The sequence below is a fragment of the Paeniglutamicibacter sp. NPDC012692 genome, assembly GCF_042901625.1.
In the GTDB taxonomy this organism is placed as follows: domain Bacteria; phylum Actinomycetota; class Actinomycetes; order Actinomycetales; family Micrococcaceae; genus Paeniglutamicibacter.
In genome coordinates this window covers 26,874-51,062 of record NZ_JBIBDE010000001.1, presented here as the reverse complement: position 1 = coordinate 51,062, position 24,189 = coordinate 26,874, and the positions used below count along the sequence as shown (strand labels likewise).

The 24,189-nt window shown below is 56.0% G+C and carries 16 protein-coding genes and 3 tRNA genes; 4 read left to right on the top strand and 15 right to left on the bottom strand.

From position 1 onward, the window contains the following. Positions 1-49: 49 nt before the first annotated feature. The 7 genes from ACFY5D_RS00160 to galE form a co-directional block, all read right to left on the bottom strand. A tRNA-Glu gene (locus tag ACFY5D_RS00160) sits at positions 50-125 on the bottom strand. Positions 126-174: 49 nt separating this feature from the next. Continuing rightward, positions 175-247: transfer RNA gene (locus ACFY5D_RS00155), tRNA-Glu, on the bottom strand. Between the two features lie 67 nt (positions 248-314). Continuing rightward, positions 315-386 (bottom strand) — tRNA-Gln (locus ACFY5D_RS00150). A 102-nt stretch (positions 387-488) separates the two neighbouring features. After that, positions 489-1,271: an HAD family hydrolase gene (locus ACFY5D_RS00145; protein ID WP_387523344.1), complete on the bottom strand. Its 783-nt coding sequence runs from the start codon at positions 1,269-1,271 to the stop codon at positions 489-491. Positions 1,272-1,285: 14 nt separating this feature from the next. Further along, positions 1,286-2,791 carry a glutamate--tRNA ligase gene (gltX, locus tag ACFY5D_RS00140; protein ID WP_387523341.1) on the bottom strand — a complete coding sequence of 502 codons (1,506 nt, stop codon included), beginning with the start codon at positions 2,789-2,791 and terminating at the stop codon, positions 1,286-1,288. 145 nt (positions 2,792-2,936) lie between these two features. Further along, on the bottom strand, positions 2,937-3,698 hold the full coding sequence (locus tag ACFY5D_RS00135; protein ID WP_387523338.1) for a fumarylacetoacetate hydrolase family protein: 762 nt from the start codon (positions 3,696-3,698) through the stop codon (positions 2,937-2,939). 3 nt (positions 3,699-3,701) lie between these two features. Next, a complete protein-coding gene (gene galE, locus ACFY5D_RS00130) occupies positions 3,702-4,817 on the bottom strand; it encodes a UDP-glucose 4-epimerase GalE (protein ID WP_387523335.1) in 1,116 nt (371 codons plus the stop codon). Positions 4,818-5,377: 560 nt separating this feature from the next. On the opposite strand from galE, the gene ACFY5D_RS00125 reads away from it, so the two are divergent. Beyond that, positions 5,378-7,528, top strand: a complete 2,151-nt coding sequence (locus ACFY5D_RS00125) for a hypothetical protein (protein WP_387523332.1) — start codon at positions 5,378-5,380, stop codon at positions 7,526-7,528. 90 nt (positions 7,529-7,618) lie between these two features. On the opposite strand, the gene ACFY5D_RS00120 is transcribed toward ACFY5D_RS00125, so the two are convergent. Both ACFY5D_RS00120 and ACFY5D_RS00115 read right to left on the bottom strand, forming a co-directional pair. Beyond that, the gene (locus ACFY5D_RS00120; RefSeq protein WP_387523330.1) at positions 7,619-8,713 is read right to left on the bottom strand and encodes a branched-chain amino acid aminotransferase; all 1,095 of its coding nucleotides are present in this window, start codon (positions 8,711-8,713) and stop codon (positions 7,619-7,621) included. A 99-nt stretch (positions 8,714-8,812) separates the two neighbouring features. Continuing rightward, positions 8,813-9,871 (bottom strand): 3-isopropylmalate dehydrogenase, encoded by a 1,059-nt coding sequence (locus ACFY5D_RS00115; protein ID WP_387523327.1) that lies wholly within the window; start codon positions 9,869-9,871, stop codon positions 8,813-8,815. Between the two features lie 164 nt (positions 9,872-10,035). On the opposite strand from ACFY5D_RS00115, the gene ACFY5D_RS00110 reads away from it, so the two are divergent. Then, positions 10,036-11,235, top strand: coding sequence for a sensor histidine kinase (locus ACFY5D_RS00110; RefSeq protein WP_387523324.1), 1,200 nt, complete (start codon positions 10,036-10,038; stop codon positions 11,233-11,235). 6 nt (positions 11,236-11,241) lie between these two features. Beyond that, complete coding sequence (locus ACFY5D_RS00105; protein WP_387523321.1) at positions 11,242-11,931, top strand: response regulator; 690 nt, start codon at positions 11,242-11,244, stop codon at positions 11,929-11,931. Between the two features lie 82 nt (positions 11,932-12,013). Here ACFY5D_RS00105 and ACFY5D_RS00100 read toward each other — a convergent pair whose 3' ends face one another. The 6 genes from ACFY5D_RS00100 to ACFY5D_RS00075 all read right to left on the bottom strand — a co-directional run bounded on the left by ACFY5D_RS00100 (position 12,014) and on the right by ACFY5D_RS00075 (position 22,495). Further along, positions 12,014-14,146 carry a hypothetical protein gene (locus ACFY5D_RS00100; RefSeq protein WP_387523318.1) on the bottom strand — a complete coding sequence of 711 codons (2,133 nt, stop codon included), beginning with the start codon at positions 14,144-14,146 and terminating at the stop codon, positions 12,014-12,016. 767 nt (positions 14,147-14,913) lie between these two features. After that, positions 14,914-16,098, bottom strand: a complete 1,185-nt coding sequence (wecB, locus tag ACFY5D_RS00095; RefSeq protein ID WP_387523315.1) for a non-hydrolyzing UDP-N-acetylglucosamine 2-epimerase — start codon at positions 16,096-16,098, stop codon at positions 14,914-14,916. Positions 16,099-16,151: 53 nt separating this feature from the next. After that, positions 16,152-17,384 (bottom strand): UDP-N-acetyl-D-mannosamine dehydrogenase, encoded by a 1,233-nt coding sequence (wecC, locus tag ACFY5D_RS00090; protein ID WP_387523313.1) that lies wholly within the window; start codon positions 17,382-17,384, stop codon positions 16,152-16,154. Between the two features lie 118 nt (positions 17,385-17,502). Next, positions 17,503-19,308 (bottom strand): glycosyltransferase family 4 protein, encoded by a 1,806-nt coding sequence (locus tag ACFY5D_RS00085; RefSeq protein WP_387523311.1) that lies wholly within the window; start codon positions 19,306-19,308, stop codon positions 17,503-17,505. Next, entirely contained in the window at positions 19,277-20,395 is a 1,119-nt protein-coding gene (locus ACFY5D_RS00080; RefSeq protein WP_387527498.1) for a glycosyltransferase family 4 protein, read from the bottom strand. The genes ACFY5D_RS00085 and ACFY5D_RS00080 overlap by 32 nt, the downstream gene beginning before the upstream one ends. 240 nt (positions 20,396-20,635) lie before the next feature. Beyond that, entirely contained in the window at positions 20,636-22,495 is a 1,860-nt protein-coding gene (locus ACFY5D_RS00075; protein ID WP_387523308.1) for a glycosyltransferase, read from the bottom strand. 685 nt (positions 22,496-23,180) lie between these two features. Here ACFY5D_RS00075 and ACFY5D_RS00070 point away from each other — a divergent pair. Next, positions 23,181-23,912, top strand: a complete 732-nt coding sequence (locus ACFY5D_RS00070) for a DUF6270 domain-containing protein (protein WP_387523305.1) — start codon at positions 23,181-23,183, stop codon at positions 23,910-23,912. Positions 23,913-24,189: the final 277 nt, after the last annotated feature.

Genomic DNA, 24,189 nt, shown 5'->3' with positions numbered 1-24,189 from the left:
GTCAGTTAAAGACGAATGGTCCCAAACCGAAGTTTGGAACCATTCGTGCTGGTGACCCCAGCGGGATTCGAACCCGCGTTACCGCCGTGAGAGGGCAGCGTACTAGGCCGCTATACGATGGGGCCGCATAGCTGCAACGTTTTAGGACTGTTGCCGTCCGATTCACATGAATCGTGACCCCAGCGGGATTCGAACCCGCGTTACCGCCGTGAGAGGGCAGCGTACTAGGCCGCTATACGATGGGGCCGTATGCTCCACTTGTGGGACTTTCGCCCCCAAGCAGACCGGCCCTCGCTTTCGCGAAGACCGTAGCGCTGGGGTACCAGGACTCGAACCTAGAATGTTGGTACCAGAAACCAGTGTGTTGCCAATTACACCATACCCCACAGCGTTGATTCGCTCTCCAGCTTTCCTTTTCGGAAGCTTTCCTGCGCCTCAGCACGAGAAATAACTATACAGGCGGATTGGCGCAAAGTACAAATCGGGGACTACCGCCACCCCGCGGCGCCTAAAAACCCCGTGTTTCCGGTGATCAAGCGGGGTAATGAGGCCAGATTTTCAATGAACTTCGCAGAGTCACTTTTGTGATCTGGGGCACGGTTCAATAGGATTCCGAGCAGTCCCGCATCTTGAGCGCCTTGAACATCGTTGATGGGGTTATCCCCAACATAAAGGGTGGCTCCGATTGAAGTCCCGAGCAGCCGGCAACCGGCGTGGAACGGACGCGGATCCGGCTTCGGCGCACCGGCCGTATCCGAACCTACTAATACTGCAATCCGCTCAAGGCCCGAGGCCCTGAGCTTGTCACGCTGGTAGCTTTCCACGTTGTTGCTCACCGCCCCATAGGGAATGCCCATCGCATCCAACTCATCAAGGCATCCGTGGACGTCGGGGAAAGGCGCCCATAAGCTGCGCACCGCTCGTTCGTAAGCAACACTCCAGGCACCCAGCGCTTCGGCCGGCGGAGCATCCAACTCCGCAAGCGCATAGGCTCGCTTGATGCGCTCAACGCGCTGTCCAAGAAAGGTAAGTTCTCCGGACATGTAGCGTTCATAGGCGCCGGCGCCGTCGTCGGCGTAATCCTGCGCAATGCGGTGGCGGTCATCAATAGGGACGTTTTCGAAGTCCTCGGCGGTCAAAAGGTGGAAACCCTTGATCGCGGCAGAGTTCAGGTCAACCAGGGTGTCATCGATGTCAAAAAGAACGCCCTCAACTCGGGCGACGGACGTGAATCCGTCAGTTGAGTTGAGGGCGTTAGTCGTGTTTTCCACGTTTTTTGTCTTCGCTACCGAGTGGCCCGGAAGGCGCGAACTCGTGCGAGCGAGGATTCCTTGCCAAGAATCACCATGGATTCAAAGAGCGGCGGTGAAATGCGCTTGCCGGACACGGCAGTGCGGATGGGTCCGAACGCGTGACGCGGCTTGATACCCAACCCCTCGACCAAGGCCGACTTCAGCGCTTCTTGGATGGACTCTGCGGTCCACTCGGGTGCGGCCTCGAGTGCGGCGATGCCTGCGTCAAGGATTTCGGCGGTGTTTTCCGGAAGTCCCTTCAGGGCATCCGCGGCCGGAATGATTTCCGAGTCCTCGCGGAAGAGGAATTCCAGCATCTCGGGGGCTTCGCCCAACAGGGTGATGCGCTCCTGGACAAGAGGCGCGGCCTCGGCGAGGATTTCCTGCTGACGTTCGGTCAATTCCGCGCCGACAAGCTCGTTGGCCTGCAGGTAGGGAATCAGGCGATCACGGAAGTCAGCGGCGTCCAGCATGCGCACGTGGGTGCCGTTGATGGCTTCGGCCTTCTTGATGTCGAAACGCGCAGGGTTGGACAGCACGTTGTGGACGTCGAATGCCTCGATGAGCTGCTCACGCGTGAAGATGTCCTCGTCGGCGCTCAGGGACCAACCCAGCAGCGAGAGGTAGTTGAGCAGGCCCTCGGGAATGAATCCGCGGTCGCGGTGCAGGAAGAGGCTTGATTCCGGATCACGCTTGGAGAGCTTCTTGTTTCCCTGACCCATGACATACGGCAGGTGGCCAAAGAGCGGCATGTACTGGGCAACCTTGACGTCGATCAAGGCCCGGTAGAGCGCGATCTGGCGCGGGGTCGAGGAGAGCAGGTCTTCGCCGCGAAGAACATGGGTGATCCCCATGAGCGCGTCGTCAACCGGGTTGACCAAGGTGTAAAGCGGCTGGCCGTTGGCCCGAACTACCACAAAGTCCGGGACGGTTCCCGGCTTGAACGTGATTTCGCCGCGTACAAGGTCGGTGAAGGTGATGTCTTCATCCGGCATGCGGACACGCAACACCGGTTCGCGACCCTCCGCGCGGTACGCGGCGATCTGCTCTTCGGACAGGTCGCGGTCGAATCCGTCGTAACCCAGCTTCGGGTCGCGGCCGGCCTCTTTGTGGCGGGCTTCCACTTCTTCCGGAGTGGAGAAGGACTCATACAGGTGACCTGCCTCGCGCAGCTTTGCGATGACATCCTGGTAGATGTCACCGCGCTGGGACTGGCGGTACGGTTCGTGCGGGCCACCAACGTTTACGCCTTCGTCCCAGGTGATACCGAGCCAATCCAGTGCGTCAAGCAACTGGTTGTAGCTTTCTTCGGAGTCACGCTTGGCATCCGTGTCTTCGATGCGGAAGATCATCTTGCCGCCGGTGTGGCGCGCATATGCCCAGTTGAACAGGGCGGTGCGGATTAGGCCAACGTGCGGGGTGCCGGTCGGGGACGGGCAGAAGCGTACGCGGACGGGAGTTTCATCGGTCACAGTGGGAATGAGGGCTACATCAGTCATGATGCGTCTATTCTATGCCGCCACGGGCGATGGTCTGCTGAACCTTACAGGAGCGGCCGTTCGAGCCTTCCCGGAAACCAACGCGGGCCCCAAGAACTCAATGAGTTTACTCGGGGCCCGCATCGGAATCGAAACTGTCGCAAGATTAGCGACGGAACGGATTGCTGAGGGTTCCGATTCCCTCAATTTCAATCTCCACACGCTGACCATCGGTGACAAGTCCGACGCCTGCCGGCGTACCCGTGAGAATCACATCGCCGGGAAGCAACGTGAAGGCCTGAGAAGCATAGGCAACCAGGTCGTTTACGCTCCAGACCATTTCCGAGGTGTTGCTGTCCTGAACTACTTTTCCGTCCAGGCGGGTGGTCAACTGGGTATCGTCCTGGTCCAGCTCCGTCTGGATCCAAGGACCCAACGGGCAGGAACCGTCCCAGCCCTTGGCCCGCGCCCATTGACCGTCGGTCCGTTGTGCATCGCGAGCGGTGAGGTCGTTGGCAACGGTGTAACCGAAAATCACATCGCCGGCCTTTTCAGCCGGCACATCCTTGCAGATTCTTCCAATGACGACGGCAAGTTCGCCTTCGTAAGAAATCTCATCTGAGAAGCTTGGCAATGTAATCGGGTCACCGGAACCGACCACCGCTGTGTTTGGCTTCAGGAACATCAGGGGTTCGGCTGGAACCTCGTTCCCGAGTTCGGCCGCGTGATCCGTATAAGTGCGTCCAAAGCCAATGACCTTGGAACGAGGAATGATCGGCGCCAGCAAGCGGACATCTTCAAGCTTGTGCTTGGCACCGGTGGGCTTGATGCCCTGAAAGAAGGGGTCACCGGCGATGACAAGAACGTCATCGCCTTCAACAACTCCGTACATCGGGTCACCATCAACTACAAAACGAGCAATACGCATGCGTTATACCTTAGTCGTTTCTTCTGGATCGGATTCGTCGGTTGCCGGGGTCTTCGGCTCGTTGGAGGGAAGCAGCGGGTCTTCGTCCCCGACAGGAACCCCTGGCACGTCCGGGTAACCAGTTGGGTTGGTCGATTGCCAACGCCACATGTCTTCGACCATTTGTTCAAGGCCGCGTTCAGCCTTCCAACCGATTTCTTCGCGGGCCAGGCTCGGGTCTGCATAGCTTGCCGCGACGTCACCGGGACGACGGTCAACAACCTCGTAGGGAATCTCTTGCTTTGATGTTCGCGCGAACGCCTGGATAACTTCCAGGACCGAGGACCCGTGTCCCGTTCCGAGGTTCCAGGCATGAAGCCCGCCGTGGTCCTGCAGGTATTCAAGAGCAGCCAAATGGCCGGCACCCAAGTCGACCACGTGAATGTAGTCACGCACTCCGGTGCCATCCGGCGTCGGGTAATCGCTGCCAAAGACGCTGACCTTTTCGCGCACACCCACAGCTACCTGTGCGATGAAAGGCATCAAGTTGTTGGGGATGCCCTGAGGGTCTTCGCCGATCCGCCCCGACTCGTGGGAGCCAACGGGATTGAAGTAGCGGAGCTTGGCAATCGACCAGCGAGGGTCGGACGCCGCCAAGTCATCCAGCATGAACTCAATATGCAGTTTCGTGCGCCCATAGGGGTTGGTGGCTGAAAGTGCGGTGGTTTCGGTGATTGGCAACTCCTGCGTTTCTCCATAAACCGTCGCAGAGGAACTGAACACAAATGTGCGGACATCGTGGGCATCCATGATCTCCAGAAGGTTAAGCGTGCCTGTCACGTTGTTGCGGTAGTAGGTGAGCGGCTTGGCCACGGACTCCCCCACTGCCTTAAGCCCTGCAAAGTGGATCACTGCTTCCGGGCGAGCCAATTCAAATACTTCTTCCAGACGACCCGTGTCCAGCAGGTCCCCCACGTGAAGGACGGCATTCTTTCCGGTCAATTCGGCGACCCTGTGTAGGGCCTCGGGCGAAGAGTTACTTAGGTTGTCGAATACATGAACCTCGTGTCCCTCTTCAAGAAGCAGAAGAACTGTGTGGGATCCGATATAGCCGGCACCGCCGGTGACCAAAATGCGCATGAAATCCATTCTAGATATGTTTTGGAATTTTCGTTGATCCAACTTGTCATTGCTCGCCCCCTCGCTTAGCACCGGGCTCGACGTAGTCAGGATAAGAACATACTTCTTATCAAAGGCATGCATCTTGGTCGCTGCCGAATCTTCCAGCCGAGCTCCGCTGCTATGGGCGTTTGATTTTTCCGGCAGCCATTAAGTCGCTTGTCGAAGGGCTCCCGCCCTTATCACCAATGATCCGATTGCTTCGGTCCGATCTGGACTTTCCTCTTCCTATTTGCCCGACGAGGTGCGCAGATCCCCATAGCTGGAATGGAGAGGAAAATTGGGCTGGGTTGCGTACTGGGTGCCTGCTGTATCTGAGTACTTCCCAAGAATCCGGCTTGATCAAGGCGATCGACTGACTGAAATCGTTGGGCACTAGGCCGAGCTTGCTGAAGTAAATCCAGATTGACTGAGAAGTTAGTAGTGTTGGAATCTGCGGTGCATTACAACGCGACGGCGAGCCATCCCACAGTGAATCGTGGCATGCCGACCGGGAATCGTCACTTTTCTGAAAGCGAAGCATGGAAAACTCATCACTCCCGGACGAATGGGCCGAGGACACCTTCTGGCCACACACCGACGAAAAATTGTTGGGCAGGCGCACTGCCCTGACTCTCGGAGTCGCGGCAGCGGCTGGACTCCTAGCAGGCTGCACGATGCGCCAGTCGTCAGAAACGCCAGCACCGACCGCGGCGGAGCCTCTTAGGGAAATCCCTTGGAAAAGCAAGTTGCAGACGCTTGCGCCGATAGACGGCTCGATCAAGACCTTTGAAGATGTTTTCGTGATGACGTCGATTGTGCAGGTTGCCACCCTGGCCAATCAGGCAGGTTCACCGGCCCTGGCCGTCATCATGACTGGACTGAACAACCAACTCCAGTTCATGGATCCCATCGGCGGGTTTCTCGAAAGAGTTATCGATCTACCTGATCGATTGGTCGCGCGTTGCATGGCTTGGGACCCAGTAGAACGCAGTCTCCTTATTGGAGTTAATAGCGGGCATCTTTTCAGCTACGACTACGACACTGCGGAACTACTTGATCTAGGCCGCGCTACCAACAATGCCTCAAGCCTGTATGGCCTGGCTTTGGACTCCACAGGAAGGGTCTGGGGCGGAAGCTACCCCGAAGGGCGCGTGTGGAACTACACGCCAGATACAAAGAAGTTCGTGCAATTTCCGCGATTCGACGAAAGCACAGACTACGTCCGGAGTTTAGCAATCACCTCCGATGACACGGTATACGTCGGCACCGGTACCGTTGCACCCAAGGTGGTCTGTTTTCCTGCCGCTTCTCCGGCCCATCGTACGACTTTGGAGCTCCCGACACTGCCCCCAACGGGATTCGTACGAGGGATCCAGATCAACGGGGACCATGTTCTGATCAGCGCGGACACGTTAAAGACCCCTTTGATTTGGAACCACCGCACCAAGAAGCTGTCCGCGGCCGTCCTATCAATCTCCCGGGGACGAAGCGCCGAGTCGCCAAGCGGGCACACTAACTATTGGGTACACGGAAGCGCTCTCTACTCCACCGACTCCACGACAGGGGAAGATACGCATCTGGGCGAACTCGACGTTGAAGCTCCTGAACATATCTGGGCCAGTCCAGACTGTGTTTACGTGCTCAGCCGGGAGGGCGCCCAAGTTGCAACCCACAGGTTTGACCTTCGAACCAAGGAAGTAACACTCCAATCCACCGTGAAGCTATCGGGTGCAGGCATTGGGGTCCACAGCCTGCTTTGCCACACTGACGGCAAAATCTATATTGGTGGCTTCCAAGGCCAGGGCATCGCCAGCTTGGATCCCAATACTGGTGAACGCTGGCAGTCGTTGGATTCAGTTGCCCCGAATCAAATTACGGGAATGCTTCAGTGGGATGCGAAGAAAACCTACATCGGGTCCTACAGTTCCGCGGATATCATCCGATTCGATACAACGCGCGCCGAAGAGGGTCGGAACGCGTTCAAGCACATGGAGCGGCTGCAGACTTCGTATGGCCAGTCGAGGCCGATCGGGTGGGCAATGAACTCCAGACATGTGTTTTTCGGAACTGTGCCCGATTATGGAAAGGCTGGAGGCGCTTTAGGAATCATCAATCCCAACAATGACTCCATTGAAGCGATCTACAACAAACTAGTCCCGAATCACTCCATCATCGGACTTGCCGCGAACGAGAAGTACGTCTACGGAACGACCTCTACTCGCAATGGGTACGGCAAACCCGACACCGGCGGCAACGCTAAGGTTTTCGCATTCGATTTGGCTTCAAGGAAACTGGCCTGGGTCCGGGATGTCCCCGGTCACAGGGCTGTTATGACACCGGCCCTTGTAGACGACAAAATCGTTGCAGCAACCATTGAAGGGGTCGTGGTTCTTGGAGTTTCCGATGGAGGGCTTGTCGCGGAGCACTCGTTCACCGGTCGATTGGACAGGCACTTTCGTCCGGGCTGGTCGAACGCAAGCGTCAGGCGCTTGGGTGACAGTTATCGTTTCGTACACGTTGCGGACAATTCGATTCAAGTCCTGGACTTCCAGGATGGCACTGTCCAAAGGATTGAAGGTGTCCCCGGGACTGGAACCGCTATGGCGGTGGCCCCTAACGGACGGCTCTTTGTGAGCCATGAGGTACTTGGGATTGCCGAAGTATCGACTGATCCAAACAGGGAATCCTGATTACTTCCCCCGCAGGACCGTTGTCACTCGACCACATGGTGGGCTTGAATTCGACACGCAATCCAAACCCACCATTGATCACTCAGGGAATCAGGCGAGTTTCTCCAGCCAACCGTGGCGATCGGCAACCACGCCGGTCTGAATACCCAGCAGTTCGGTTCGCAGTGCCATGGTTACCTCACCGGCGGGAGCCTCGGGGTTGCCGATGTGCTCTTCTCCGTTTTTGAGGACGCCGATCGGGGTGATTACCGCGGCCGTGCCACAGGCAAAGACTTCCTCGATATCGCCGCTGGCGATTCCCGCACGCCATTCCCCCAGGGTGATGGTCCGCTCTTCAACTTCCATCCCACGGTCCTTCGCAAGCTGGATGATCGAGGAGCGGGTAACGCCTTCAAGAATGGTTCCCGTAAGGCGCGGGGTGACCAGCTTGCCGCCCTTCATCACGAAGAAGACGTTCATGCCGCCAAGCTCTTCCACGGCCTCGTCGTTGAACGGGTCGAGGAAGAGGACCTGCTTGCAACCGTTTTGTTCGGCTTCGAGCTGCGCAACCAAGGAAGCTGCATAGTTGCCGCCGCACTTGGCCGCACCGGTGCCGCCGCGCCCAGCGCGGGCGTAGTGATGCGAAACCCAGATCCCAACCGGCTTCAGCTCACCGCCGAAGTAGTTTCCAGCAGGTGATGCGATGACACGGAAGGAAACCTCCCGTGCGGCACGGACACCCAGGAAGGCCTCGGTGGCGATCATGAAGGGACGCAGGTAGAGTGCCTCTCCGTCACCGGACGGGACCCACTCGACGTCCGCCTTGACCAAACGGCGCAATGACTCGACAAAGGCTTCCTCATCAAGTTGCGGGAGCGCAAGGCGCTCGGCCGAGCGGTTCAATCGGGCGGCGTTTGCATATGGGCGGAAGGTCCAGATGCTTCCATCCGCGTGGCGGTACGCCTTGAGACCTTCAAAGATTTCCTGGCCGTAGTGCAATACCGAAGCCGCAGGATCCAAGGAGATGGGACCGTAAGGCTCAACACGAGCGTTGTCCCAGGTTCCCGTCACACCATCTTCACTGGCGGTCCAGTCAATGACTGCCGTGTGGTCGGTGAAGAAGTCGCCAAAACCGGGATTCGCCAAGATGGCGGCGCGGTCCTGGTCGCTCTTGCGTTGGTGTGAAAGTTCTTCGGTGAATTCCATGATGCCGTCAGGCTTCCTCTTCGAAAGGTTTTTGCGGTGGCAAGTCAATCATGACTTGCCACCCTAAGATTCGGTTCCGTAGCGAACCTAGACTCAAGCCTATGCCAGTGCCGCTACGATTGCATCGCCGATTTCAGTGGTGGTGCGCGGATCGGTCATTTCATCGCGCGAAGCAATGTCGCTTTCCACTGCCTCTTCAACGCGACGCGCCGCCTTCGGCAGCCCCACGTGGTCCAGCAGCAACGCAACCGACAGGATAGCCGCGGTCGGGTCGGCCTTTTGCTGTCCGGCGATATCCGGTGCCGATCCGTGTACGGGTTCGAACATGGAAGGTGCCGTACGATCCATATTGATGTTTCCCGAAGCGGCCAAGCCAATCCCGCCGGTGATTGCACCGGCCTGATCCGTGAGAATGTCGCCGAACAAGTTGTCAGTCACGATCACGTCAAAGCGCGATGGGTTGGTTGTCATGAAGATGGTTGCGGCATCGACGTGCAGGTAGTCGTGGGTGACGTTCGGGAATTCGGAAGCAACGGCCTCAACCGTCCGGCGCCACAAGTGGCCGGCATATACCAAGACGTTGTGCTTGTGGACGAGCGTCACATGCTTGCGTGGGCGTTCATTGGCGCGACGGAACGCGTCTCGAACCACACGCTCCACACCGTATGCCGTATTCACCGAAACTTCCGTGGCAATTTCATGTGGGGTGCCTACCCTCAGGGCCCCGCCGTTACCCACGTAAGGACCTTCGGTTCCTTCTCGTACAACAATGAAGTCAACATCGCCGGGTTCAGCAAGCGGGCTCGGTACTCCCGGGTAGAGCTTGGCTGGGCGCAGATTCACAAAGTGATCCAAGCTAAAGCGAAGTTTGAGCAAGAACTCCCGCTCAATGAGTCCGGAAGGAATCCGGGTATCACCGGGCGCAGCTCCGACAGCACCAAAGAGAATGGCGTCGTGGGACTTCAAGGCCTCGAGGGTTTCGTCCGGCAGGGTCTCCCCCGTCTCAAGCCAGTGTTCGGCACCAAGCCTGTAGTCGGTCAGCATCAATGGGGCTTCGCTAAGCTCCGCCGCCTTCTTCAAGACCTTTACGGCTTCGGCAATAACTTCAGGTCCGATTCCGTCACCTGGAATGACGGCAATATTCAAGGATTCGCTCATGGTCTCATGATAGCTATTCGTATCACTATGTGATCACCCTGTCTCATAATGTGGAATATCGAAGTAATTGTGACGTCCACCAATCAACCCCTGGCATGATGCCCCGAAGGAAAGTCCGCGAGTAGGCTTGCCACAGAGCCCTTTCCCCGAACATGCAGGATCATATGACTCCACATCGCACCATCGACCGCTGGATCCGAGAAAACCCCAATAAGGTTGACCTCATTCTGGGCATCGCCATCTGGCTTGCGTTCGGACTCACCAGCGCATTTACGATGTCAGGCATCACCCACAACGGCGTCAATCAGTTCATTCCGGCGTTGTTGTTGGGTTCGGCCCAAACCCTCCCCCTAATCTGGCGTCGACGGAATCCCGGCATTTCTGCGGGTGTAATCGTAGCCGCCCACCTAGTTCAGGTGGGCATCACCGATGTTTACCTGCCCTCACAGATCGCGGTTCCCATCACCGTGTATACCCTTGCGGCTTATGCGAAAAGGTGGCAATCCATCACTGGCATGGCTGCCGGTTTCCTCGGCGCACTGCTGGTGACTCTGAAGTTGAGCTTAACCAACGGCTTCACCATTGAGGGAACTCTCATCAGCTTTGTGGGTCTTGGCCTCATTGTCATGGTCGCTTGGACTTTTGGCGATCTGGCCCGCACTCGTCGACTGGCGATGCAGACCCTGGAAGATCGTGCTCGAAGGCTGGAAATTGAGCGGCAGCAAGAGCGGGACCTGGCTGCCGCAGACGAGCGTAGCCACATTGCACGTGAAATGCATGACATTGTGGCTCATTCGCTTTCCGTCATCATCACCCAGGCTGACGGCGCCAGATACGCAAGTGAACACGACCCGGAAATCGCACGGACGACTCTTGCCACCATTGCCATCACGGGCCGCGGTTCGCTACGCGAGATGCGACGTCTCTTGGGTGTGCTCCGCAACGACGAGGAAGCATCCACCCGGCCACTCCCCACACTTGCAGACATCCCGGACTTGCTGGACGCAACACGCAAAACAGGCCTCGACATCAGCTACTCGGAATCCGGTCAATCACGCAGGGAACTGCCGGCGGGGGCCGAACTGACGGCCTACCGCGCCGTCCAGGAATCGCTGACGAATGTGGTCAAGCATGCCGGACCTTCCGTTCAGGCAGCAGTTGCCCTTTCATGGGACCACCGCGGATTGAACATCGAGATTGCGGACAATGGCCGCGGGGCCGGAGCGCTCAGTACAGCCGATGCCGGCCAGGGGCTACGTGGAATGAGTGAACGGGTTTCGCTCTATGATGGCCGAGTGGAAGCGAAGCCCAGCCCCGGCGGCGGTTTCACTGTTGCTGTATTCATCCCATATACGGAGGACTAGAGAATCTTGTTGAAAGACAACCCCATCCGAGTGGCCCTCGTGGATGACCAGCTACTGGTTCGCAGCGGCTTCAGGATGCTCATTAATTCCCAGCCAGACCTTGAAGTTGTCGCGGAAGCCTCCAACGGGCGCGAGGCACTTGCCTCCCCCGCGCTGGCGGGCGCCGACGTCATCCTGATGGACGTTCGCATGCCGGAGATGAATGGCATCCAAACAACCGAACATCTGCTGGCTGGCCGCACCAAGGAATCACCCGGGCCGAAGGTGATTGTGCTAACCACCTTCGATCTGGACGAATACGCGCTCTCGGCCATCCAGGCGGGTGCAAGCGGGTTCCTGCTGAAGGACGCACCGCCCGAGGAGTTGCTCGAGTCCATTCGTACGGTGTTCCGCGGGGACGCCGTCATAGCCCCATCAACCACACGAAGGTTGCTGGACCATGTCGCACCGATCCTCCGCCGTTCGACTCTGCCGGACAGCCAACATGTCAAGGCTGTCGAGTCGTTGACTCCGCGCGAACGCGAAGTCTTCGGACTCATCGCAAACGGGCAATCCAACCCGGAAATCGCCGCAGGCTTGTTCCTCTCCGAGGCCACAGTCAAGACGCATGTGGGCCACATCCTGGCCAAGCTGAATGCACGCGACCGCGTCCAAGCGGTGGTCATTGCCTACGAGACCGGAGTAGTTACACCGTAGTCAATTTTCCAAGCATCCAGGTAAATCCATCGCTGAATCCGATGCCGCTTCCTAAGACAGCCCATGTTGCGGGCACGGTTTGCTATATCGAAACCTCGGCAACCCCCCGGTTCTTGTGGCTAACGAATACCCGGCCGGCCTTCGTGACCGCCAACGCCGATCCGGTGTTTTTGGTGCCACTCACGCTTCGCACGGTCCCCTTCAGGCCATCCACGACGTAGACCTTACCCGCCCCGGCATGAACGAAGAGGTAGCTGTAACGCACACGCTTGACACTTACGTCCATCCATCCGGGACGGTAGCTTGCGTCTTCCAGCCCGGTGAAGGAGTAATCCCGCAGCAATGCTCCATTGGAAGCGCTCAAGACCACTATTCCCTCCAATGTCGCTGCAACGATTTTTCCGCCCACGATAATTGGGGACATTACGGCCTTATGACCCGGCACGTCGCGCACCCATGCCAATTTCCCGGCAGCCAAATCAAATGCAAAAACCTTGGCGTTTCCCTTAGTATCAGGAATGCCGTAGCCGTTGCGTGTGGAGGTTGTCCCGAAGACGAATTTGTCATTCGCAATCAGCCCAACAATCGAGTGATTCGGAATCAGCTTGTTGTACACGCGCTCTACGGTGTCGGTGCGGGGATTGATGATCCCCATGGCCCCGCCCGCCAAGCCGTATTCGGGCACGGTGCCGAAGAACACCCGGCTGCTGTTCGCCGCCCAACCAAACGGCCTGGATTGGTCGTATTTGGTTTTCAGCCTCTCCATGAGCTTGAAAGCCGGCTGTCCTTCGAACGCACGCGGCGTCATGAAGCGGATGACGTCCGCGGAGCCGTAGGACCCGATGAACGTCCTCGCACTGTCCCATTGGATCATGCCACAAATCTGGTTCGGGGCCACTGTGTCTAGGGACTGCCACCGCTTTCCTGTGTCGGGATTTAGGGTAGAGATCCCTTTGCCTTGGTATCCGCCGACATAAATCTTTCCATCTGCATGTGCCAACAGTGAAAGCACCCCCACTCCTGCACCCTTGAGCGTGGCAGCGGACTGGACGCTTACCTCCTTGGTTTCCAAGTCGAATCGGTGGGTCCTTACCTGGGCGCCTTCCCGTGTCATCACGTAAATGCAGCCCGAACCAGCCCAAATATGTTGCAGGTCGTTGCGCCCAAGTTCCCCGAGCAATGTATCCCGTCCGGTGGTGGTGCTGGTGGCGTACAGCTTCGACCCATTGACCCAATAGCTTGTCAGTGACCGAGGATTCCCAGTACACATACGCATGGCCTTGGGCCTGGCCGCCGTCGTTAGCGTCTTGGTCCGATGGTTCCAGATGAGTTGTGTCCCTACCCCGTCTGCGCTGATCATGACCAGGTCTCCGCGGGCGCAGATCTGGTAAACGAACCCGGTATCGGGAAGCGCCGGCAATTTCAGCGTCGTTCTTTTTGATGGTGCCGATGCGGGGAAACAGATCACCCTGGGTGATTTGCTTCCTGTGCCCACGTAAACAGTGTCATCCGCTGTGATGCCCAAAGCGCGAATGTAGTCGGTCTTGCTGTCAATGCGCGGAAGCTGGCTGAATTTTTGGGTCCTTGGCGTGTAATTCCAGATGATCCCTCCGGGGTAGCTTCCGCCCCACAACCGACCTGTTGAATCCATACACAGCCCGTAAAGGCTTGTAGCCTTCGGTGCCACCCTGCCCAGATCGGTTAGTTTCCCGCTGTCATATTGATAACAAAAAATCCTCCCGGTCGTCACTCCGACAAACAGGGACCGAGATCTCGAATCCCACACTAAGCCCCTCGCCGTCGAATCAAGAGGCAGGTTGATCACCTTCTCTCGGATACCGCCTATCGGGTCAATGATTTGCAGTTGGTTGCTCATGCCCAACATGGTGATCGCCAGCCGGGGCTTCCCTGATGCGGTGGTCATGGTTGCCGTCTGCCCGATCGACGTCATCACGTAGACGTCGTTGTGGGTCCTGACGATACCGCCCGTCGACTGCAGCACTTTCAGCCTGGTTGGCCACAGCCGCTCGACAGCCGCGGGGACCAGCCCGGGCATAGCCATAGCATTAGCCGGAGGTGCTGTTCCTGCCGTGATGAGGCCTGCCGTCGTGGCAAGGCTCAGCCCCAAAAAGGTGCGCCTGCCAAGACTTCTGTCCCCAATGGTTTGTTGACTTATTTCCCCAATAGCCTGTCGGGGCCGTGATGAATTGCCCATGTTCATCTTTCCGATTGGCGCGAGCCAACAATCGGAATCCTGCCTGATACGTGCAATCGTGTTCGCGCCAAAATTATCGGGGAAACTTCACCCGAAAATCGAGGAAAGTAACGCCCGGAAATTGGAAACGCGAATGGCCCCGGATGATTTGCGCAATCCTCACCGTTCGCATTTATTCGAGTCATATCGGAGATCAGCCACCGATATTTCCCTTTAGACGGCGGTTTTCCCAAACCGCACCGAACAGGCTGGCTAGAACTATTACCGATTCACCCAGATGATCCCCAAGATCAATAGTCTGGGTTGGCCCCCAACCCTGAATCTAGGACCATCGGCTTCATTCACCTCCGGTCCACGGTCACATTGTTACACTCATCTGCGCCCTTATCCATGGTTGGATAAGATTCGTTCGATTTCATTTAAGCGGGGCCCGGTCTGGACTTGGGTCGGCAATCGTTGTGGTGAATGTTCTTTGCATCCACGTTTGACTGATCGAAATTTGCAAGAAGCAGCACGGTTTCCAGGAATCCCAGGCGACAAGGCACAACCGTCAGCAAGCACTGCCATCGGAGGACACCGTGGCATCCCAGTTTCCACCACCCCGTGAGCGAGAACGTCTAGCATTTTCCGTTTTCAGGGCCTGTTTCGGGGCTTCAAGTATGAAAAACAGCAGGACAACGCCTTGTGGTCCGGTTCGATGCATCCGAACCGGACCACAAGGCGTTGTCCTGGGGTAAATCTAGGAATCTAACGAAACGGCATTGCGGCTAGATGCTAGCCGCACCAACCAGCTGTGATTCCTCCGGGAGATCAGATACAAAATCGGACAGGCGCTTGCCAATGCCGAGCAACTCCGCAATCGCAGCCACTGTTCGATCCGCAGCCATGCCGTCGCCGTATGGATTCACTGCGGCGGACATTTCGAAATAGGCTTCGCTGTTGTTCAGCAAGAGTTCAACCGAATCGAAGATCATATCTTCATTGGTGCCAATTAGCTTTACGGTCCCAGCAACAACGGCTTCAGGGCGTTCTGTATTTTCGCGCATGACAAGAACAGGCTTGCCTAGGCTTGGTGCTTCTTCCTGGACTCCACCGGAGTCGGTGAGCACAATGTTCGCAGCCGCGATGAGGCGCGTGAATTCACCGTACGCCAAAGGCTCGGTCAGTGTGACGTTCTTCAAACCGTCGATTTCAGGCAGCAAGGCTTCGCGGACGGCAGGGTTTCGGTGCAAGGGCAGGATGAATTCGACGTCCTGCTCGGCTGCGGCCAACCGCGCAATGGCACGGCCGATCCCGCGCATGGGTTCGCCTTGGTTTTCACGACGGTGGGTGGTGATGAGAACGATCTTCCGGCTCGCGGCAACCAACTCCTCCAGAACCGGGTCGGTGAAGGGAACTTTTTTATCGACAACGGTAAACAACGCATCAATGACAGTGTTACCGGTAACCGCAATCGTCCCCGGATCAATCGTCTCGTTGACCAGGTTCGACTTACTCAGGGAGGTCGGGGCCAAGTGCAAGCTTGCAATCTGCGAAGTCATCTTGCGGTTGGCTTCTTCCGGGAAGGGAGAGAAAATGTCGTAGCTACGCAACCCGGCTTCGGCGTGGACCACCGGGATACCGCGGTAGAAAGCGGCAATCGCACCGGCGGTGGAGGTCGTGGTATCGCCCTGCACCACCACGGCGTCGGGCATCTCTTTTTCGAAGATCGCATCAAGACCGGAAATCGTCCGAGTCAACAGCGAATTCAGGGTTTGGCGTGGCTGAATGACATCAAGATCGTAGTCCGGGGTGATATCAAAGAGCTCATTAACCTGGTCCAGCATTTCACGGTGCTGGCCGGTGACGGTGACCACGCAGTCAAAGAGCTCGGAATCCTTAAGAGCCTTGACGATGGGCGCAACCTTGATGGCCTCCGGCCTGGTGCCGTAAATCGGCATGATTTTCTTCACGATTACCTATTCGTTTGCGCGGGTGATGGAGGGAGTTGATACAAACCTAGAACTTAGCGCCAGAGTCCGCGCGTATCGATGATCTCCTTGCCGGCAAGTGCCACGGCAGGAACTGACTTGAACTGGTCGTGATCGACGAGCACAACGACACTCGAAGCACCAGCCAGACCGGCTTCGGTGCTCACCAACTGAACGTTGTCGATTCCGGTCAAGACCGCGGGCAGGGTTTCAATGTGCGGTTCGACCAGCAGGAACTCCACACCCGGCGCCATCTCGGCAAGCGAGCGCGCGATTGCAATCGACGGGGATTCACGAAGGTCATCGATGTTGGCTTTGAAGGCAAGCCCCAAGACGGCAACCTTGCCGTTGAAGTCTTTCGTCTTGGTGGATTCCATCACCTTGTCGACAACCCAAGTCGGCTTAGCATCGTTGGTTTCGCGAGCCTGGCGAATCAATTTTGATTCCTCCGGAGCAGCGGCCACGATGAACCACGGGTCAACGGCAATGCAGTGGCCACCGACGCCTGGGCCCGGCTGCAAAATGTTTACGCGCGGGTGGTGGTTGGCAAGCTCGATGAGCTCCCACACGTCAATGCCGACCTTGTCGGAGATGACAGAGAGCTCGTTGGCAAACGCGATGTTCACGTCGCGGTAGGAGTTCTCTACCAGCTTCGCCATTTCCGCGGTGGTTGCATCGGTGAGGTGGATTTCGGCATCACAGAAGACACTGTAGAGGTCCTTGGCCATTTGAGCCGCTTCGGGGGTGATACCGCCAACGATACGGTCGTTTGTAACAAGCTCTTCCATAACACGGCCCGGAAGCACACGTTCGGGGCAGTGCGCGATGTGCAACGTGGATGGGTCGAGGTCCGGTCGGGCCGAAAGCAGGCGATCCGCCATGTGCTGGGTAGCACCCGGAGGGGACGTGGATTCCAGAATAACCAGTTCGTTGCCACGTAGCTGTGGTGCAATCTTGTCGGCTGCCGCTTCAATGTACGAAAGGTCTGCGGAGCGGTCGGCGTTGAATGGGGTAGGAACCGCAACGATGTATGCGTCGGCCGTTGGGGTATCAAAGCTTGCGCTGAGTGTACCGTTCGCTACCGCGGCCACAACAAATTCGCCCAGCGCCGGTTCCACGAACGGAACTTCACCGCGGTTCACCGCTTCAACGGTGCGGGGACTGACATCGACGCCTTTGACGATGATGCCCTTGGAAGCCAATATGGCAGCGGTTGGCAACCCAATATAGCCGAGTCCAACAACAACGACTTCTTTAATGCTCGTCACTATGACGTTTCCCCTTGGTTCGATTGAAGATGCACAAGCGTGTAAAGGTACGCGGAAAGTGCTTTTGAATGACGATTCTTGGACTAGCGACCTCGACGAGTTTACTTCATTCATCAATTCACCGCATTTTTTCAGCCAGTTCTTCGTAAACCTTAAGCAACTTGTGCGTATTTCGGCCCCAAGTTCGTTCGGCTAATACCCGAGCCCTGCCGGCAACCCCCATAGAAGCTCTTTTCGATGAGTCGCGCAGCAAATTCTCAATCGCCTGCGCCAGCTTTCCTGCATTGTCTGGATCAACGAGAAGCCCTGTGCGACCGTGCACAACTATTTCCCGCAGTGCTGGTAAGTCCGCTGCGACAACTGGAACTTCGCAGGCCAACGCCTCAACCGGCTTCAGCGGAGTTACGACTTGAGTTACTGAAAGGTCGCGGCGCGGAACCACAAAAATATCCATCGCGCAGTGATAGGTTCGGGCTTCTTCGCGCGGTACACGCCCAGGGAAAATGCAGTATTTGCCGACGCCAAGTTTTTCGCTCAATTCAATGAGATTGTTACGTTCGACACCACTGCCCACAACCAACAACCGGAGCATGGGATTTCGCGGAACCAAGTCTGCGAAAGCATGGACCAATAGGTCTAGGCCTTCATAGGCAACCAAGCTACTTACGGTGCCAACGTATTGGTGCTCGGACGATAGTCCTAGGGCCTCCCGTGCAGCGAGGCGAGAAATTGGAGGTTCAAGGTAATCATCCCCGATCGCATTCGGGGATATGGTGATTCTGTTACGGGCCACTCCTTGGGCGATTAGCTCCTGTTTCATAGCTTCGCCAAGTGTGACTACATGGGAGGCTCGCGCCGCAACAAAGGCCTCGCGTTCCTTGAATAGCTTGTAGCGTTGCGATGATTTCGCCGACTCAGGTCTGGACGAAGCCCAGGTGTCGGCAAGCTGTCCACGCACCTCATAAACCCATGGCAACTCGTAGGCCTCGGCCACGGCCATTACCGAGAGCGCATTGGTGAAATCGGTGGTCGTATGCAGAATACTGGGGCGATTACGGGATACAGCGTCGGCCAATGCCTCGGCTTGTTGTTGGATCTTCGCCAGCATTTCAGTTTTCAATTTCCTCGGAAGAATGCGCCGGTATTCAATGCTGGATACAGTGTCCAGGTTCTTGGCTGTGGCCTTCCCAACCACAAGTGGATAGTTGACTCGCGTGAATACCTGGGTATTCCACCCTGCTGCGTGCAAAGCCGTAAGGATTGAGTGAGTACGCTGTGCATAGCCGCTACCCGTATGCGGCAGTGAATTGGTGAGAAAGTGCAGTGCTGTCTTATTTGTCCGGACGTCCGTTGCAGGAGTCATTCGCGGGATACAGGCTAACGCTCCTTCAAAAACAGCCAGCTCACTGCGATAATGCCGCAACTGTTTATTCGTGCCGGGAACCGTATTTGCAAGGATTTCGATGGCCAAATCCATCTGACCCAAATACCAAGCGTAGCGAGCGCGTGTGCGATTCAATGTGGTTGTGTTGTGGGCCCTGCCTTGGAGGAGGATCCCAGCTGTTTCGGAGTCCTGAATGGCAAGAAGCATGTCCGCAACTCTGGCGACCGTTCGATCGGGTAGTTCCAGCACATCAAGTTGCTGAGCGTATTCACTAAGTTCCGTGGAATTTCCCGACATCAAACAAGCAAAGGCATGTGAGACTATAGCTCTCTGCGGCAGCGCGAGAACTGCAACTTGGGATATTTTCGAGACCACGGGGGAATCGATCCTTCGACCCACTTGAAACAAGAAATGAAGTGGGTCATCCATTAAGTTGGCCGTTGCGATTCGGGTGATCTTTAGGAGGTTCTGGAGAAAACGCGAATGTCCATCGCTTTGGTGCATGCCGTCAGTTTTTTTCACAGTTTGAACCTTGCTCATTTATGGCGATGATAAGTTTCATGTACTTTTCACCCAGTTTTTCCAATGAAGCTTTTTCAAAAACCCACTGCTGGCCCGATGGGCCTACATTGAGACGCTTTCTGTCAGCTGCCAACTGCTTCCATAGTGCAGCTATGTTGCTTGGATCGTGGTCCACAACATCGCCGGCCGCCGCATCTTCAATGATCTTCGCGACTTCACCTTTGACTATGCCAGTGACATGGCGGCCTAGTGAAAGCAATTCATAGGCTTTTGACGGAACAGTATGGTCAAAACTCGCCCAGTCATCACGCAAACTCACCACACAAGTATCTGCCCAGAGATAATGGGCCCTGAGCATGTCGTCTCGAGCCGGCTCTTGGAAATCAACCGCGGCGCCAACGCTGGATGCATATCGCCTTAGGCGTTCCATTGCTGTTCCATCTCCAACGATGCGTACCAGCACATCTTCCGTAGCCAAGGTCGAAGCCAGAATGATGGATTCGAGCCCCTGACTCTCGCCCACGTTCCCCAAGTAAAGAACGTGCAACTTAGCGTCACTTGGTTCTTCCTGTACTTGAAGCGGTACAAAATTCCGAGTGCTAATGCCGTTATGAACGGTTTGAACAGATCGGATACCGTCCTTCTCCAAAACATCGGCGAATCCGGTAGTAACGGTTACCACAAGTGTTGCCTGCCGCTGTATGTACCGGACGGCCCGGTGGGCCAGATTAATGAGCCAATCCCATTTCAAAATACGGGAATCGGAGATTAGATCCGGCCATGCATCCCGCATTTCAAGGACGAACGGGCGCTGAAAAATTCTCGCGACAATGAATCCGACGAACATCGTTGGAATAGCCGGAACTGTGGCAATAACAACATTTGGCCTGGCCTGTAATAGTGCCCTTGGCAACATAAGCGCACCGTCAAGGACATTCTTGATGATCTTTCCGGGGATACTACGAGGTTTCGCGATCGAAGGGTAGCTGCGAACGAATTCACCATGCGAACCGGTCTCGGGGAAAGGGTATCGCGTCCCCTTTGGCTTCCGGAAGTCGTGGGCGCGGGGGGTAACGACGTGTACTTCCCACCCTGCTTGCCGCATTACATACACAAAAGAGTCCCACCGCCTCTGCGGCGGTGAAACTTCAGGCGCGTAGGAATGCGTCAGCAATAGAACTCGCATGGGCCCCACTTGCATCGCCTTCCTTGATCCCGGAGGCGTGGCTCCGTCGTTGATTGTTTGATTCCACGTTCACCCGATTTCAGGACCATGTACAAACAGTGCTGTTTGATTCGCCAGCTGGTGCCAAGCGAACGGTTTCATCGATCCTGAACCTGATAGTTAGAACATGACGTGTTGTTCGTTTGGCCCGAATGATGTGATCACCCCGGTGGCCATCAGATCGATTTCCTCAACAGACCATGTGTGACGCAGTTTCTCGCTGGAACGCATTTGCAAGAAATTGAATCGGTCGGCCGAATAGATCGTCCCGCCTGCCGCGGTCAGCGCCGCCAAGAAGTTGGTGTCTTCTCCCCTGTTCATTTCAGGGAAACGCACGGAACGCATAACTTCACTAGTCGTGAAGATGGTCGGCCCCATGACACGATCCGTGAATCGATGTTCTTGCTCTTCAAACCTCAGCAGGGTTGCGTTGCGTTCACCCAGATACACATAATGCGCCTGCTTACCAACGACATCGGCGCGGCTGTACCGATATGCCGCAGCTTGGTCCTGCAGATAGTGGGATCCGTAGAGGTCGTCATCATCCATCTTGGTGACATACGTCCCCGACGACGCGGAAACTGCAAGGTTGAGACAGCTGCCAAGTGAAGCTGTACGCGGAGCGTTAAGTAGGACCAGATTTTCAATGCCTTGTTCCTTGGCCTTGGTCCGAATCTCATCTTCGTCAATCTCGAATCCGTGGGTCAACAGAACCAATTCGGTCTCGACATTTAGTTGCTTACCCACGGTCTCAAGAACGTGATTGATCTGATGGGGCCGAATCGTTGATACCAGTGCCGAGATGCTGGGTGTCACTGTCATCGAGCGGTCGTCGGTTGCTTCGCTATTGATGCCGGCGGCTTGCAAAACCTGCGCGGCACGATGCGAATATGTATGATTCTGCCAGATCCTTCGCTGCCCCAGGTGCACTGTGCGATCACGAAGTTCCTTGCTGCGTACCAAAGAACGGATTGAGCCAACGGCCTCTTCCCGCGTATGCACTTCGGTCACCTCCGACTTGTCAAAGAACTCGGCGATCGCACGGCTTGGGGCCGTGACAACGGGCGTTCCCGAAGCTGTGATCTCGAAGATTCGCCTTGCACACATGCTGGGTGAATCAACCACCGAGTTGACGTTTAGGAAGACCTTGTATGCCTTGTATGCTGTGAGCATTTTCTCGTACGGCAGACTACCTACGACATTCACATCAAATGGTGCCGGGAACTGGTATTTCTTTTCCCCGCCGAGCTGTCGAGAAAATATCTCTAGTCCAAGCTCTACGCCATTAGTGGCATCCTGTGCGGCACCCAGCAGCATTTCCATCTGTTCACGACGTTCGGGGAATTTGTGGGCAAAAAACATCCCCGCAAAAGCAACATTCCTCGATTGGAACCCGCGCTGCGGACGGACAGGATTGTGAACACGAGGCTGGGCCGCGAAGCTCAAGGGCGCCACGCGGTCATGCCCCAGATCTTCCTTATAGCGCCCGAGTTTCCTTGAATCGGATGTAAAAACAGTGTCGAATAATCGAGCGGTGGCAAGAAAGTCATCGTAGTGGGGCGGATCTTCTTTGTTCCAAAATACAGTCGGGATACCTTGAAACCTGCACCATTCCAGAAGTTCAACAAGAGCCGGTCGGGGTGCAGAACTCCCCGTCAGGTGATGTGCCCACGAATTGCCGTTTCCTGCCCAGGCAGACTCGACGAATAGCATCTCAACAGGGTCAGTCTGCAACTCGCGCTTCCAACCCTCAGGGGTGATGGCGACACACTCCCACTCGTACCCCCAGGCTTGAGCGGAGAAGTCATCCAAAATAACCGCAACAGGAATCCTTGGAGAGAAGTCGACAATTCTGTTGGGTTTGAAAGCTGGAAAATCAAGTTGGAAGCGTCTGCGCTTCGACGAATGTGCCACCGGCCTTGCCGATATGTCCTTCAAGCCGTTTTGAGAAATGGCAGTCTGGCGGCGTTTCCAGATCACGACTTGCGCGGGCCCCCCTCGCCTAAGATGCCAGATCGCGGTACGCAGGGTTTTGATGATTGCTTCCTCGCTTAGCGCGAAACCCACGTGGTTTCGAAATCGGTGGCATAGATCTTCCCCTAATATTCTAGTCCATTGATTTACAACGGCTGGACTACGAGCCACCATAGATAGCCGTACCTTGAGATCGGATAAGTCGCTCCAGAAAATCATCCATCCACTTCAAACATCATTTTCGGTACGCGCTGACTAGATTCCAAGTTTATTGCCTACTCCAGTCAGCAAACAATTCTTACCGCGTCAGCTCTGGGCCCCGGCGAATTGGTCTATTGCCCGAACGTGCCCAGCGAATACGACTTCACTCCTCCAGGGAAGTTCGCTCGCGGCAAGAGCAAGCCATTCTCCATATCATGGGCGAGAGCACCACCAGTCATCCAACTGCCATCTTTCGGTATTGCACAATCGCAATGCAATCCGCCTCGGCACCTTGCGTTCAATCATTTCGCGTTATTCCAGCGTTGAGAAGGACCGCCACGTTGTTGGTCCGCAAGAGATCCAGGGAAGAGGGCAGCAGCACTCACCGGAAATCTGAATCGCCAATTCTATTAGAATGAACCTCTACGCACTTTGTTTTGGTGAACCTCGGTGCATCGTCGATGCTCATATTTAGTTGAAAGTAGGTACGGTGGCACGCATATTTGTATACGGGGGCTGCGTCACCAGAGACGCTTTTGAACTGATGAAGGGTGAACACACGCTCGTCCAGTATGTCGCTCGCCAGTCGCTGATTAGTGCAAACTCTCAGCCGACCAGAACCTTGCGCACGAGCGTCCTCACCACAAGTTTCCAAGACAGAGCAGTGCGCAACGATCTCGACTCTACGTTGCACTCAATGATTCGGTCTCGAGGTGCAACCGCTGACATGTTCATGTTCGATATTTTGAGCGAGCGGCTCGGCGTCTACCGTTTGCCTGGCAAAACATACATAACGCGCTCCGTAGAACTTGCAAAATCAAAGCTTCTCGATGCCCTTCCGGGTGCAGCCGTCGTTGTCAATTTTGGTACGGATACCCACTTTGACCTCTGGAAAATCGCTGCTGACAAATTCATAACCGAGCTTAAAACAGCCAACATATTCCACAAAACGATGTTGTTTGAGGCCCCTTGGACGGATGTAACCGAACTTGGCGAACCAGTCCCCCGTTTTCGTGGTTGGTCAGCAGCCGAAGCAAACGCCCTGTATGCGCGATACTACGAATACTTACAAAGCCGGGGACTCCACACTAGGAGGATTCCAGCGGACATGGCAGTTTCCACTGCATCTCACAAGTGGGGACCTTCGCCCTATCACTATGTTGGCGACGCGTACTTGTGGATGAGAGATGAGGCACAAAACTTCCTGGACTCGATTGCTTAACCCGGCACGCAAGCAACCAATTAGGCAGGACTGCATCCACACCGAAACGCCACTGCACCTTTCATCGCCCAGCGTCCCGTATTAGAACTGGCATTAAATGCCTGTATCGAATCCTGCGTCAGGTTTCGCAGTAGCCTCAACTCAAGGCACACATGAATGGTCAACCAAAAAGTTGGTGCCCCGTAATATCTCCTGAAACAAAAGGTTTTGTGTTTACACGGCGTTTCGCATGGTGAAGTTCGGTCATCGTCCACCATTTGCTTTGCAACTCGACCCC